Below are 12,937 nucleotides of genomic sequence, written 5' to 3'. Positions count from 1 at the left end.
CGACTTGGGCGTCCCGGTCGAAGTCGATCCCATGGAACTCGCCGTCATCAGCGACACGCACATCCCATCGCGCGCCCGGCGGATCCCCGACTCGTTCCGCGAGCGGATCCGCGCGGCCGACCACGTGGTCCACGCCGGCGACTTCGACACCGAGAGCACGTTCGCCGACGTGCAGGACCTCGCTCCAGAACTGACCGCGGTGGCGGGGAACACGGACCCATCGATCGGCCTCCCCGAGCGGGTCGCCGTCGAGTTCGGCGGCGTCACGTTCGTCGTCCTCCACGGCACCGGCTCCAAGCGCGGCTGGGAAGACCGGGTTTCGACGGCCGTCCGAGAGGAGGCCGACGAACCCCGCGTCGGCGTCGCCGGCCACACGCATCGGGTGTTCGACCGCGAGGTTCACGGCGTACGCGTGCTGAACCCCGGGAGCGCGACCGGCGCCGCCCCCGCCGACCGGGCGACGATGCTGACCGTTGAGGCGGCCGACGGCGAGATCGACGTGACCGTTCACGAGACCTGAGCTGGACGGTTGGGGCGGCAGATCAGAGCGCGTCGGTGGCGGCGTCGAACAGCGCGTCGCGGATCTCCCGGTCGGCACCGAAGACGGTCAGCGGGCCCTCCGCGCGAGCCACGGCGCCGGCCTCCAGCGCGAGCAGCGAGCCGGCGACCTGCTCGCGTTCGGCCGGGTAGTAACAGACGAACCCCTCCAGCTTCCCGCGGGCGAGCAGCCCCCAGTAGACCACGGGCGCCCACGTCTGGACGACCCGTTTGGGGACCTCGCCGACGGCGTCGACGACGGCGTCCCACTCGCGGCGCTCGGCGCCGCCCGAGACGACTTCGGGGCCGATGATCGTCGCGACGGTCGCCTTCGCCGGGGGGAGCGTCGTCCCGTCGGTCACCGCCGCCGGATCGCCGTTGTACCGGACACCCCCGCCCCGAGTCGCGACGTAGGTGTCGTCGAGGACCGGCACGTGGACCGCGGTGGCGACCGGTTCGTTCTCCGGACCGCCCGGCCCGGCCCGCTCGCAGGCCGTCGCTGCGACGCCGAAGGTGGGGATACCGGCGGCGAAATTGTTCGTGCCGTCGAGGGCATCGACCACCCAGCGGTAGCCCCCGTCGCCGTCGTGGTCGCCCGATTCCTCGGCGGAGATCCGGTGGTCGGGGTGGACGTCGGCGATAGCGTCGAGGACGCGCCGCTCGGCCTCGCGGTCGGCCTCGGCTTTGACATCCGTGGCGGTGTAGTCGGCGGGCGTCCCGCCGTTCGCGAAGGCCTCGCGGAGGTAGTCGCCGCCGGCCTCGACCGCCAGGACGGCGGTGTCGGCGAGCGTCGCGGCGTCGGCTGCAGGGTCGCCGAGGGCGTCGGCGCCCGCGGAGTCGTCGGACATGGACTGGCCTGTGCGGCGGCGACCTACCAGGGTTTCGGATCGGCGCCCGTCACCGACCCGGGCGAGGCCTGCTCGTAGCGGGGCGCTTTTGCCGGGCCACCCCCCAGAGCGGGTATGGAACTGTTCGCGGTCGACGGCCTCCCCGAGGTCCGCCCCGGCGACGACGTGGGCGAACTCGTCGCCGAGCGCGTCGACCTCCGGGCGGGCGACGTGGTCTGTATCTCCCACTCTATCGTCTCGAAGGCCGAGGGCCGCGGGGTCGACCTGGCCGAGTTCGACCCCGGCCCGCGGGCGCAGCGCATCGCCGAGCGCATCGGCGACCTCGCCGACGAGGAGAAAGACCCTCGCTTCGCCCAGGCCGTCCTCTCGGAGAGCGAGGAGCTGCTCACCGAGGAACCGCTCATGCTCGCCGTGACGCGGTTCGGTCACGTCACGGTCAACGCCGGTATCGACCGCTCGAACGTGCCCGACTCGGATCTGCTCCTCCTCCCCGAGGACCCCTCCGCGAGCGCCGAGCGCATCGCGGAGACGCTCGACGCACCGGTTGTCGTCACCGACACCTCGGGACGCCCGTTCCGGCAGGGCCAGCGCGGCGTCGCCCTCGGCTGGGCGGGCATGCCCGCGGCCCGCGACTGGCGCGGCGAATCGGACCGCGACGGCCGCGAACTCGGCGTCACGGTCGAGGCGGTCGTCGACGAACTCGCCGCCGCCGCCAATCTCCTCACCGGCGAGGGCGACGACGGCCTCCCCGTCGTCGTCGTCCGGGGGTTCGAGTTCGGCGGCCACGAGCCCCACGACGGCCTCTTTCGCTCGCCCCAGGGCGACTACGTCCGCGACGCCCTGCGCGAGTGGGAGTACGACAAGCAGCGACTGCGCGACAGCGGTAGCGGCGCGGACGGCGACGGCGGCGCGGAAGGCGGTGACGGCGACGACGCATCCGACGGTGATTCAGAATGAGAGCGATAGAACTCACGCCGGAGCATCCGGTCTCGACGATGGCACAGCTGGGCGCGACCGCGGAGTCGGTCGGCTTCGATACCGCGTTCGTCAGCCACCACTACAACAACCGCGACCAGTTCGCGGCGCTCACGGCGATCGCCGGCGAGACCGACGACATCGGCGTGGGGCCGGGCGTCGCTAACCCCTACGAGACCCATCCGGTCACGCTCGCCTCGCGGATGGCCACCCTCGACGAGTACAGCGACGGCCGCGGCGTCTTCGGCGTCGGCCCCGGTGACGCCTCGACGCTCGCGAACCTCGGTATCGACCCGGACAGCCCCCTTCGACGGGTGCTGGAGACGTTCAAGGTCGCCCAGCGTCTGTGGGACGGCGAGCGCGTCGACCACGACGGCACCTTCGCAGCCGACGACGCCGGCCTCAACTACGACGCCGGCGAGATTCCGGTGTACGTCGGCGCCCAGGGACCCCACATGACCCGCATGGCCGCCAAACACGCCGACGGCGCCCTCTACAACGGCGCTCACCCCCGCGACTACGCGTGGGCCAGCGACCGTGTCGCCGAGGGGCTCGACGAGCGGCCCGACCATCGCGGCGACTTCGACTTCGCTGCCTACGCCTCGGTCAGTGTGGCCGAAGACGCCGAGGCCGCCCGCGAGGAAGCGCGGTTCCCGGTCGCGTTCGTCGCCGGCGGCGCGCCCCCGCCGGTGCTCGAACGCCACGACATCGACCGCGCGGCCGCGAACGAGGTCGGTGAGGCGGTATCGGCCGGCGAGTTCCGGGAGGCCGCCGGGAAGGTCACCGACGCGATGCTCGACGCCTTCTGCATCGCCGGCTCGCCCGAGGACATCGAATCGGAGATCGACGCGGTGCTGGAGTACGCCGACAGCTTCGTCGCGGCGTCGCCGCTCGGCCCCGACGTCGAGCGAGCTATCGAGCTACTGGGCGAGATGGACTGAGACGAGAAAACCGGAGACCCGCGCTGGCTATCGCGCTTCCGGCGGCGGCGAGCTGTCGACGGTGATCAGCGAGAGAACGGCGCCCAGCGAGAGATACCCGAACACCGCAGAGGCGCCGGCGACGAACAGGGCGCCGAAGGCGATCAGGACGTAGTTCAGCGGGTCGTGCGCCGCCACTTCCGCGAACTCGCTCGGCATCTGGACGATACTGTCGACGAGCTCCGTCGCCGACTCTGCGAGAGTTACCATACGCGGGGCTTTGCATCCGTCCTACTTCGAGGTTTCGTGTGCGAGTCGGAGATGGTGTGGATGTGGGTAGTGTGTGGTCTGCGTCACCGCCCTCGGAGCCATCTCGACCGCAGGAACCGCAGGAACCGCAGGAACCGCAGGAACCGCAGGAACCGCAGGAACCGCAGGAACCGCAAACAGCGTGAAAGCCCCGCCGCGTTCGACCGTCCGGGCCTCGCTGCGCTCCTCGCCCGGAGTCATCGCTCGCTCCGCTCACGATGACTCCGGGCTGCGGTGCTTGCGTCGTCCGGGCCGGGTCGAACGCGTCGCCCCTTTCATTCCCACCCGCGTCGGCTGATCGACCAGTCTGTGCGGGCGGGAATGAAAGGGGCGACCGTCTCGACGAAGCCCGGGGAAGTAAGCACCGCAGGGCGAAGCCCGAGGAGCGCAGCGAGCCGCGCGAGTCGAGACGGTCGGGGCTTTCACGCTGTCTGCGGTCGCGATCGAGTGGATGGGCGCGGTCGCTGTAGCCGTGGTGGCTCGAACGCTCGGCGCCCTCCGAGCACGGACACCCACCGATCAACTCACGGCGAGGGCGAGCCGGGTGGCGAGAAAGAGCGCGGCCATGCCGAACACGTCGCCGGCCGTGGTCACTGCCGGGCCAACCAGATCGTCGGGGTTGGCGCCGCGACGGTAGCCGACGAAGACGACGACCAGGATGGTCCCGACGAGGGCGACGCCGGCCATCGCTGCCCCGGCGAGCGCGATCAGCGCGAGCGTCGGCCACGGGGCGACCGACCGCCCGAGTACGCGGAGCAATCCGACGGCCAGCGTCGCCGCGACGAGACTCGCCGCCAGCCCGTTGAGCAGGGCGGCGACGACGGCGCGTGCGAGCCGGTCGTCGTAGGCCAACCGCGGCTCGACGAGCCCCTGATGGAGCGCGCTCGATAGCCGCGAGCCCAGCGAGCCGTAGACGCTCCCGCGGATCGCCAGGAACGCCGGAACGACGACCAGCAGTCCGGGTACCGCGGCGAGTTCGCCCTCCATCCGACCGAGGATGGCGCCGGCGAGCAGGCCGCCGAGGGCGCTGACCAGCAACGGGGGGAGCGCGCTCCGGTAGGTCTCGACGGCGACCGAGCGGAGCGTCACCGGGCGACACCTCCGCGCGAGCGCCCGGTCGCCCGGCCGCGAGCCCCGCGACCGGTCACCCGACCACCACCCGGACGGCGCCGAAGAGGACGAGCACGCCGAGCACGTCGCAGACGTTCGTGACGACAGGGATGACCACGTCGTCGGGGTCGGCTTCGAGGCGGTAGGCCCCGTAGGCGGTGACGACAGTCACGACGACGGCCAGGACCGAGAGCACCACGCCGCTCAGGAGCGCGACCGCGACGACGGTCCGGGCCGGCAGCGTCGCCGTGCCGGTCGCCCAGGTGATCGCCCAGGCGCCGGCGCCGACCAGGGGGAACACCGTCACCGCGAGCAGTAGCGTCGCGATGGCGTTGCCGCCGAGGCGCTCGTCGGTCGGTTCGAAGGCGAGCAACCCGAGGTGGAAGGCCGTCGAGAGCCGCGCCGAGAGGACGCTCCCGAGGTTCCCGGCGGTTCCGATGGTGACCGGCACGAGCACGAGCAGGGAGGGGTATCGGGTCAGCGTCGCCTCGAAGCCGTCGAGGGTGAGCCCGCCGAGCAGCTCAAGCAGCGTGAGCGCGACCAACAGCGGAAAGAGTCGGCGGGTGATCCCGCGGACCGACCAGTCGCCGGCCATCGTCACTCCGACCCGGGCTCGGCACCGCTCGCGTCCCCGGCGCCGGCCAGCGCCCGCAGGCGCTCGGCGCCCGCTCTGGTGCCCTTCGCGATGAGGACGTCGCCGGCGCGCAAGCGCGTCTCGGGCGACGGGGTCAGGACCCAGTCGGTGTCGCGCGCCGGCTCGTGCCCGCCGGTCGACCGCTCGGTCGAGCCGTCGTCGCCGCCCTCCCGGCGGACGGCGATGACGAGGGTCCCGGTCGTCGTCCGGAGCGCCTGCTCGCCGATAGTCGTGCCGTCGAGGTCGCTGCCGGCCGCGACCGGGACGCTGACGATGATCTCGTCCGACTCCGCGACCGCCGCCTGGACGACCGGGTGGCTCCCCAGTCCGCGGAGGACGCCCTCGCTGATCTCCAGGGCGGCGTCGCTGATCACCTCGGTGCTCGCCGCGATGTGGAGCAGCCCGCGGATGGTCACCGGCTCGGCGACTTCGGCGGCCGCCCGAAGCGCCCACGCCTCGAAGCGTTCCTTCAGCGCGTCGACCTCGACCTCCAGTTCGCTCACCTCCCGGGCGAGTTCGGGGTCGTCGAACAGCACGCTCCCGTAGGCCAGGTCGACCGCGAGTTCGCTCACGTTGCGCATCAACACGACCGTCTCGACCGCGCGGTCCAGGTCCGCGATCTCCGATTCGGGGACCGCCGGCCGCTCGTAGGGCTCGCCGGTCATCGTCTCGAAGACCCCCTGGATACCGTCGTCGGGGCCCCGACAGAGCGACACGTCGCCGGGTCGCAGCGTCGTCTCGCGACCGGGGTCGAGCAGCCACTCGTTCCCGCGGCGGACCGCGAGGACGCGCACGCCCGTCTCCGTCTCCAGGTTGACGTCGCCGAGCGTCCGCCCCACGTACGGCGATTCCTCGACGATTTCCGCCCGGGCGAGCGTCTCGACGGGGTCGGGCAGCCCGGCGCGCAGCGACGCCGGCAGTCCCACGTCGTCGAGGACGACCTTCGCCACGTCCCCGGCGGCGTCGCTGATCTTCTCGGCGGCGCCGACGATACCGAAGATAGGCGCCAGCTCCTCGGCCTCCTCCGGCGAGCGACCGGCCATCACGAGGCTCATCCGCGCGCGCAGCTGGAGCACGTCCATCTCCGACTCCAGTTCGAGCACCTCCGCCGCCAGCGCCGGGTCGTCGAACAGCACCGAGGAGTACGAGAGGTCGACGAGTAGCTCGGCGATGTCTTTCATCTCGCCCACGAGTTCCTTGACGCTGACCGGCTCGTACTCGACGCGGTCGTCGGTCACGGCCGCCCACCCCGCCGGCCGCCCGTTGTCCGGTTCATGTGAGACGGTCCGCGGCGGGGACCCTTAGTTCCACGCCGACCGGGGCCGCCGCCCACCGGCCGAGTACAAAGGCTTTACCGGGCCGGCCGCGTACTCCGCGGCAAATGGTACTCGACGATCTGGGAACGTCGCTCCGGAGCACTCTCGACGACCTCCGGGGCCAGTCCCGCATCTCCGAGGAGGACGTCGAGGAGGTCGTCAAGGACATCCAGCGGTCGCTGCTGCAGGCCGACGTGGACGTGGACCTGGTGATGGAGCTGTCGAACGCCATCAAGACCCGCGCGCTGGAGGAGGAGCCGCCCGCCGGCACCTCCGCCCACGACTGGGTGCTCCGGGTCGTCTACGACGAACTCGTCGGCCTCGTCGGCGACTCCACCGACCTCCCGCTCGAATCGCAGACGATCATGCTCGCTGGCCTCTACGGCTCGGGGAAGACCACCACGGCGGCCAAGATGGCCTGGTGGTTCTCCAAGAAGGGGCTGCGACCGGCCATCATCCAGACAGACACCGACCGTCCCGGCGCCTACGACCAGTCCAAGGAGATGGCCGAGCGCGCCGAGGTGGACTTCTACGGCGATCCCGACGCCGACGACCCCGTCCGGATCGCCCGGGAAGGGCTGGAAGCGACCGAGGACGCCGACATCCGCATCGTCGACACCGCCGGCCGCGACGGCCTCAACGAGGAACTCATCGACCAGATCGAGGACATCGAGGCGGAGGTCCAGCCGGATCGGGACCTGCTCGTCCTCGACGCGGCGATGGGCCAGTCGGCGAAGGACCAGGCCCAGGAGTTCGAGGACTCGATCGGCATCGACGGCGTCGTCATCACGAAGCTCGACGGGACGGCGAAAGGTGGCGGTGCGCTGGCGGCCGTCAACGAGACCGGCTCGTCGATCGCCTTCCTCGGGACCGGCGAGACCGTCTCCGACATCGAGCGCTTCGAGCCCTCCGGGTTCATCTCGCGGCTGCTCGGCATGGGCGACCTGAAACAGCTCACCGAGCGCGTCGAGCGGGCGATGGAGGAGACGGGCGAGGAGGAAGACGACTGGGACCCCGAGGACATGATGGAGGGGACGTTCACCCTCCACGACATGCGCAAGCAGATGGAGACGATGAACAAGATGGGACCGCTCGACCAGGTGATGGACATGATCCCCGGGATGGGCGGCGGGCTCATGGACCAGTTGCCCGACGACGCGATGGACGTGACCCAGGAGCGCCTCCAGGACTTCGAGGTCGTCATGGACTCGATGACCGAGGAGGAACTCGAGAACCCCCGCACCGTCGGCAAGAGCCGCATCGAGCGCATCGCCCGCGGCTCGGGCAAACCGGAAGAACGGATCCGCGAACTGCTCGAACAGTACAACGCGATGCGCCAGATGTTAGACCAGTTCCAGGGCATGGGCGACGCCGACATGGAGCGGATGATGAAGCAGATGCAGGGCGGCGGCGGTGGCGGCGGCATGGGTGGGATGGGCGGCATGGGCGGCGGTGGCGGACCGTTCGGCTAATCTCCGCCAGTCTCGGCCCGACCGTCTCGAACCGTCTACCACCGGTTTGGCGCGCAGGCCCGAACCGGTTCGGTATCTGATACACGAAACGAGTAACGGTGGGTCGGCCCAAACGGTGACATGCGTGTCACGCTCATGGGCACCGGTGACGCCGTCGGCGTGCCGGCGCCGCTCTGTGACTGCGAGTACTGCGCCGCCAGCGAGCGCCGTCGCCGGCCGGCCGCACTCGTCGAGGCGGGCGGGCGGACGCTCGTCCTCGACATCGGGCCGGACATCGCCAGCCAGCTCCACGAGATGGCGGTCTACGACGTGGACGCCTTCTTCGCGACGCACGCGCACTTCGACAACTACTGGGGGATCAACGAGCTGAACCAGGCGGCGATGGACACTCACGTCCGGAACGAGGCCGACTTCGACCACTCCACCTTCGGCAAGGAGGTGACCGTCTACGGGAGCCGCCCGGTCCGCACCTTCACCGAGGACACCTTCCCGCATATCCTCGACCACGTCGAGTACGTCCCCATCGAACCCGACGAGGAGGTCGGCACCGACGAGTTCGCCGTGCGAGCGTTCGACCTCGACCACGGCACCAACGCCTTTCCGACCCAGGGGTACGCCGTCTCCGCCGGGGGGTCGACCGTCGTCTACGCGCCCGACGTGGACAGCGTCGACGCCGTTCCCGACTTCTGCACCGGCGCCGACCTGCTCTTCTTCGACGGCTCCGTCCTCGGTGCCGAGTTCCACGGCGACGCCGACGACCTGCGCGCCGGCGCCCGACGGTTCGACGCCGACCGCGTCGTCGCGACGAACGTCTCCGAGCACATGCTCGAACGCCACACCGACGACCTCGACGGCCGTTCCGAGTTCGAGGTCTGGAGCGACTTCGACCAGGTCGCGCTGTAGCCGTCCGCTTCGACCGGCGCCACCGACGCGCTCGACCCGCTCGTCCGGCCCGCGCCGCGTGCGCGTCCACCCGCGCCGACAGTTTTTCCCGCCGACCGCGACTTCTAGGGAGCTATGAGCAGTTCGTCATCCGACGACGACCCGGTCGGGACCGTCAGGGGGACCGTCGTCCCGCTCCTCGTCACCGCCCTCGTCGCCCTGGTCGGCGTCGTCGCCGCCTGGTACGTGTTCGTTCGCAGCACCGACTCGCTGGTCGATCTGCTCGGCTTCCTGGTGGTCGCCGCGGTCGGACTCCTCGCGCTGTGGGTCGGGAGCCGTATCGCGAGTTCGCTCGTCTCGCCGTACAACGTCGCCGAGGTGGCGGTCGAGGGACCGATCGCACGCGACCAGACGGGGGGTGTCCCCGGCTCGCCGACCGGCGCCGGTGCCGACGACGTGGTCGAACAGATCGAACTCGCCGACGCCGACCCCGCCGCGGAGGCGCTGCTGGTGACGCTCAACACGCCCGGCGGGGAGATCGTCCCCAGCGAGGACATCCGAATCGCCGCCGAGCGCTTCGACGGGCCGACCGTCGCCTACGCCACCGACGTCTGCGCCAGTGGCGGCTACGACATCGCCAGCGGCTGCGACGAGATCTGGGCCCGCGAGGGGTCGCTGGTCGGCTCTATCGGCGTCATTGGGTCGCGGGTCAACGCCAACGACCTCGCCGAGCGGCTGGGGCTGTCCTACGAGGGGTTCACCGCCGGCGAGTACAAGGACGCCGGGACCCCCCTGAAGGAGTTGCGCCCCGACGAGCGGGCGTACCTCCAGGGCATCGTCGACGACTACTACGACCAGTTCGTCGAGACCGTCGCCGAGGGCCGCGACATGGAGCCCGACGCTATCGAGGACACCGAAGCCCGCGTGTTCCTCGGGGGCGAGGCCCGCGAGCGCGGCCTCGTCGACGAACTCGGCACCCGCCGGGCGGTGACCGACGCCCTCGAAGACCGCCTCGGCGAACCCATCGCTATCCGCGAGTTCGAGCCCGCCCACTCGCTGCGCGAGCGGGTCAGCTTCGGCGCCCAGCGGATCACCTACGCCTTCGGTGCCGGGCTGGCCGGCGCCCTCGATGGCGACGTAGCGGGACTGCGCTTTCGCCGGTAGGACTCGGAGCCCGCTCGGCCGCGCCGCACCGAGTCCGCGACCTGTCACCCCGAGCCAGCGCCGCTCCGAATGGCTCCCTCGGGGCGTCGCATTCGGGCGATTCGACGATATCGCGGGCGGAAACGGTCGCGAGGATTTTTATTCCGTGACCGCCTCCGTCGATCCGTGACAACGCTGGTCGTCTGTATCGACCGCGCGGGCGACCTCGTGGCTGGGACGGACCCGCCGGTGGTGGGGCGGGAGGCCGTCGAGTCGCTCGTCGTCGATGTCGGCGTCGAAGACCCCGAAGACAGCCAGGTCAACTGCCTGCTCGAAGCCCTCCGCGTCTCGCGGGACCTCGCCGACGGCGGCGACGAGACCGTCGTCGCGGTCCTCGCGGGGACCGACGACACCATCAGCGCCGACCGCGCCATCGCCCGCCAGGTCGAGGACCTCATCGACGACCACGACCCCGACTCGGCCGTGGTCGTCGTCGACAGCGCCGAGGACGAGCGACTGGTCCCTATCGTCGAGTCGCGACTCACCGTCGACGCCGTCGACCGCGTCGTCGTTCGCCAGGCTCGGGACATCGAGTCGACCTACTACCTGCTCAAGCAGTTCCTCGCCGACGAGGAACTGCGCAAGACCGTCCTCGTCCCCATCGGCGTTGCCCTCATCGCCTACCCCGTCCTCTGGTGGCTCGCCAGCCCCGGCGTCGCCACCGGCGCCATCGTCGCCGTCGTCGGCCTCTTTTTCCTCTACAAGGGCCTCGGCGTCGATGCCTACCTCGCTTCTCTGCCCGGCCAGGTCCAGGAGGCGCTGTACTCGGGCCAGGTCGCGCTGGTCACCTACGTCGTCGCCGCCGGGCTCTCGCTCGTCGGGATATTCGCCGGCGCTATCAGCGTCTCCGAACTCGGCTCGCAGAGCCTGTTCATCCTCGCCAGTCGCTTCGCCTTCGACGCCATCCCCTGGCTGACCGGCGCCGCCCTCGCCGCCAGCACGGGACGGCTACTCGACGAGCTCATCCGCCACGAGGGCGTCCGCAGCGCCTACCTCAACCTCCCGTTCGGCGCCGTCGCCGTCGGCCTCGTCGTCCGCGGGTTCTCCGCGTACTTCCTCGAACTCGCCGACGTGTTCAGGCCCTACCGGATCCGGCCCATCGACGTCGGCCCCGTCGCCTTCGAGGGCGCCACCCTCGAACCCCCCGGCACCCGCCTCGCCCTTTTCATCCTCGCCGGCGTCTTCGTGAGCCTGGCGGGCGTCCGGTTCGCCGCCTACTTCAGCGGCACCACCGTCGAACAGGAGTTCGCCCACGGCCGCGAGGGCGGCGATTGAACGTCGTTTCCGGTCGAGTTGGTGCGGACGGAGGCCGAGCGAACACGACCGTAGGAGACAGCACGCGCCGAACGCTCTCGACCCGCTCGCTAGCAGCCGTTTCGACCGCAATCGACGGCACGCGCTGAAAGCCCTCGACCCGCTCGCTCACGGGTCGTTGCACTCCCCGTTCGCATGTCGAGGCGCTCACTTCGCTCGCGCCTCGCACCGCGCGGATAGTGCCCGCTCAGGCGACCACGTAAACGCGAGCAGGGCGGTCGGCTCCGCCGACCGCCGCAAGCCGTGGCGGCTGCGCCGCCACGCGCGTCTCGCCCTTTCAGTCCACCAGGACAGCAACTGCCCCACACCGCACCGCGACAGCAACCGCAACGGCCACGAGCCACCCCAACCGATTCGCTCACTCGCTTCGCTCGTTCCCTCATCCCTCGCACGGCTACGTCGCGCGCACGAGAGCGCGCGACAGCGCGCGCCGGTTCGGTAGGTCAGGCGTCGTCGCTGTCGGGACGCTCGCCGCCGTCGTCGGGGAACGGCACCTCGAACCGGTCGCCGTCGTCGGGGATCCAGGCGTCGCCGTCGAAGTGCTCGCGCGCCTCGCGCTCGATGGGGGAGGGGTCGCCGGCGTAGCGCGTCGAGATGTGGGTGAGCGCGAGCCGCTTCGCGCCGGCGCGGTCGGCGATGGCGGCGGCCTCGCGAGCGGTGGAGTGGGCGGTCGCCCTGGCGCGGTCGGCCCAGTCGCTCGCGAAGGTGGCGTCGTGGACGAGCAGGTCGGCGTCCTCGGCGGCGGCGGCGATGGCGTCCGTGGGGCGAGTGTCGCCGGTGTAGACCATCCGGCGACCGGGTCGGGGCGGGCCGACGACCTCCTCGGGCTCGATGGTCCGTCCCTGGTGTTCGACGGACTCGCCGCGGTGGAGCTTCGAGTACTCGGGGCCGGGCGGGAGGCCGAGTTCCTCCTCGGCTTTCTCGCGGTCGAAGCGGCCCTTGCGGTCGTCCTCGACGATCACGTAGCCGACGGCGTCGGTGCGGTGGTCGGTGCGAACGGCCCGTACCTCGTACTCCGAGCGGTCGAGGACGACCTCGTCGGGGCCGACCTGGTTGATTCGGACGGGAAAGGACGGGTCGTTGCCGGCGGCGTGGACGAGGTCCTCGATTTGGCCGCGGGTGCCGTGAGGGGCGTGGATGGCGAGCGGCGCCTCGCGATCGTTGAAGTCGAAGGTCTGGACGAGACCGGGGATGCCGAGGACGTGGTCGCCGTGGCAGTGCGTGACGAAGAGGTGGTCGACGGCGAAGCCGGTGGAAAAGCGCATCATCTGGCGCTGGGTGCCCTCGCCGCAGTCGAACAGCAGGCGGTCGCCGTCGCGGTTGACCAGCAGCGCGCTCGTGTTGCGCTGGGTGGTCGGGACCGCGCCGCTCGTACCGAGAAACGTCACGCGCATGTCCGCTCATCCGAGGTGGCCCG

13 protein-coding genes are annotated in these 12,937 nt (G+C 71.0%); 7 read left to right on the top strand and 6 right to left on the bottom strand.

The features are described from left to right. Window positions 1-31 precede the first annotated feature (31 nt). Complete coding sequence (locus tag C475_RS05170; protein WP_006882725.1) at window positions 32-520, top strand: metallophosphoesterase family protein; 489 nt, start codon at window positions 32-34, stop codon at window positions 518-520. 22 nt (window positions 521-542) lie between these two features. Here C475_RS05170 and C475_RS05165 read toward each other — a convergent pair whose 3' ends face one another. Next, window positions 543-1,385, bottom strand: coding sequence for an inositol monophosphatase family protein (locus C475_RS05165; protein WP_006882724.1), 843 nt, complete (start codon window positions 1,383-1,385; stop codon window positions 543-545). 114 nt (window positions 1,386-1,499) lie between these two features. Between C475_RS05165 and C475_RS05160 the strand changes: the two genes are divergently transcribed. Together C475_RS05160 and C475_RS05155 are read left to right on the top strand one after the other, a co-directional pair. Then, the gene (locus C475_RS05160; RefSeq protein ID WP_006882723.1) at window positions 1,500-2,342 is read left to right on the top strand and encodes a coenzyme F420-0:L-glutamate ligase; all 843 of its coding nucleotides are present in this window, start codon (window positions 1,500-1,502) and stop codon (window positions 2,340-2,342) included. Then, on the top strand, window positions 2,339-3,301 hold the full coding sequence (locus C475_RS05155) for a 5,10-methylenetetrahydromethanopterin reductase (RefSeq protein WP_006882722.1): 963 nt from the start codon (window positions 2,339-2,341) through the stop codon (window positions 3,299-3,301). The genes C475_RS05160 and C475_RS05155 overlap by 4 nt, the downstream gene beginning before the upstream one ends. Window positions 3,302-3,328: 27 nt before the next feature. Here C475_RS05155 and C475_RS05150 read toward each other — a convergent pair whose 3' ends face one another. From C475_RS05150 to C475_RS05135, 4 genes are all read right to left on the bottom strand, one after another. After that, the gene (locus tag C475_RS05150) at window positions 3,329-3,550 is read right to left on the bottom strand and encodes a hypothetical protein (RefSeq protein ID WP_006882721.1); all 222 of its coding nucleotides are present in this window, start codon (window positions 3,548-3,550) and stop codon (window positions 3,329-3,331) included. A gap of 558 nt (window positions 3,551-4,108) precedes the next feature. Further along, window positions 4,109-4,678 (bottom strand): magnesium transporter, encoded by a 570-nt coding sequence (locus C475_RS05145; protein ID WP_006882720.1) that lies wholly within the window; start codon window positions 4,676-4,678, stop codon window positions 4,109-4,111. A 55-nt stretch (window positions 4,679-4,733) separates the two neighbouring features. Next, complete coding sequence (locus C475_RS05140) at window positions 4,734-5,294, bottom strand: magnesium transporter (protein ID WP_049930135.1); 561 nt, start codon at window positions 5,292-5,294, stop codon at window positions 4,734-4,736. 2 nt (window positions 5,295-5,296) lie between these two features. Continuing rightward, complete coding sequence (locus tag C475_RS05135; protein ID WP_006882718.1) at window positions 5,297-6,571, bottom strand: potassium channel family protein; 1,275 nt, start codon at window positions 6,569-6,571, stop codon at window positions 5,297-5,299. Between the two features lie 143 nt (window positions 6,572-6,714). On the opposite strand from C475_RS05135, the gene C475_RS05130 reads away from it, so the two are divergent. The 4 genes from C475_RS05130 (at window position 6,715) to C475_RS05115 (ending at window position 11,481) form a co-directional block, all read left to right on the top strand. Next, complete coding sequence (locus tag C475_RS05130; protein WP_006882717.1) at window positions 6,715-8,121, top strand: signal recognition particle protein Srp54; 1,407 nt, start codon at window positions 6,715-6,717, stop codon at window positions 8,119-8,121. A gap of 120 nt (window positions 8,122-8,241) precedes the next feature. Beyond that, window positions 8,242-9,024: an MBL fold metallo-hydrolase gene (locus C475_RS05125; RefSeq protein WP_006882716.1), complete on the top strand. Its 783-nt coding sequence runs from the start codon at window positions 8,242-8,244 to the stop codon at window positions 9,022-9,024. A 114-nt stretch (window positions 9,025-9,138) separates the two neighbouring features. Beyond that, window positions 9,139-10,167 carry a signal peptide peptidase SppA gene (gene sppA, locus C475_RS05120; RefSeq protein ID WP_006882715.1) on the top strand — a complete coding sequence of 343 codons (1,029 nt, stop codon included), beginning with the start codon at window positions 9,139-9,141 and terminating at the stop codon, window positions 10,165-10,167. 165 nt (window positions 10,168-10,332) lie between these two features. After that, window positions 10,333-11,481: a DUF373 family protein gene (locus C475_RS05115; protein WP_006882714.1), complete on the top strand. Its 1,149-nt coding sequence runs from the start codon at window positions 10,333-10,335 to the stop codon at window positions 11,479-11,481. A gap of 482 nt (window positions 11,482-11,963) precedes the next feature. Here the strand turns inward: C475_RS05115 and rnz are convergent, their stop codons facing one another. Beyond that, window positions 11,964-12,914 carry a ribonuclease Z gene (rnz, locus tag C475_RS05110; RefSeq protein WP_006882713.1) on the bottom strand — a complete coding sequence of 317 codons (951 nt, stop codon included), beginning with the start codon at window positions 12,912-12,914 and terminating at the stop codon, window positions 11,964-11,966. Window positions 12,915-12,937: the final 23 nt, after the last annotated feature.

It is taken from the genome of Halosimplex carlsbadense 2-9-1 (assembly GCF_000337455.1).
Classification (GTDB): Archaea; Halobacteriota; Halobacteria; order Halobacteriales; family Haloarculaceae; genus Halosimplex; species Halosimplex carlsbadense.
Note: the sequence above shows the minus strand (reverse complement) of the source record. Positions and strands in the feature narration are given on the sequence as shown.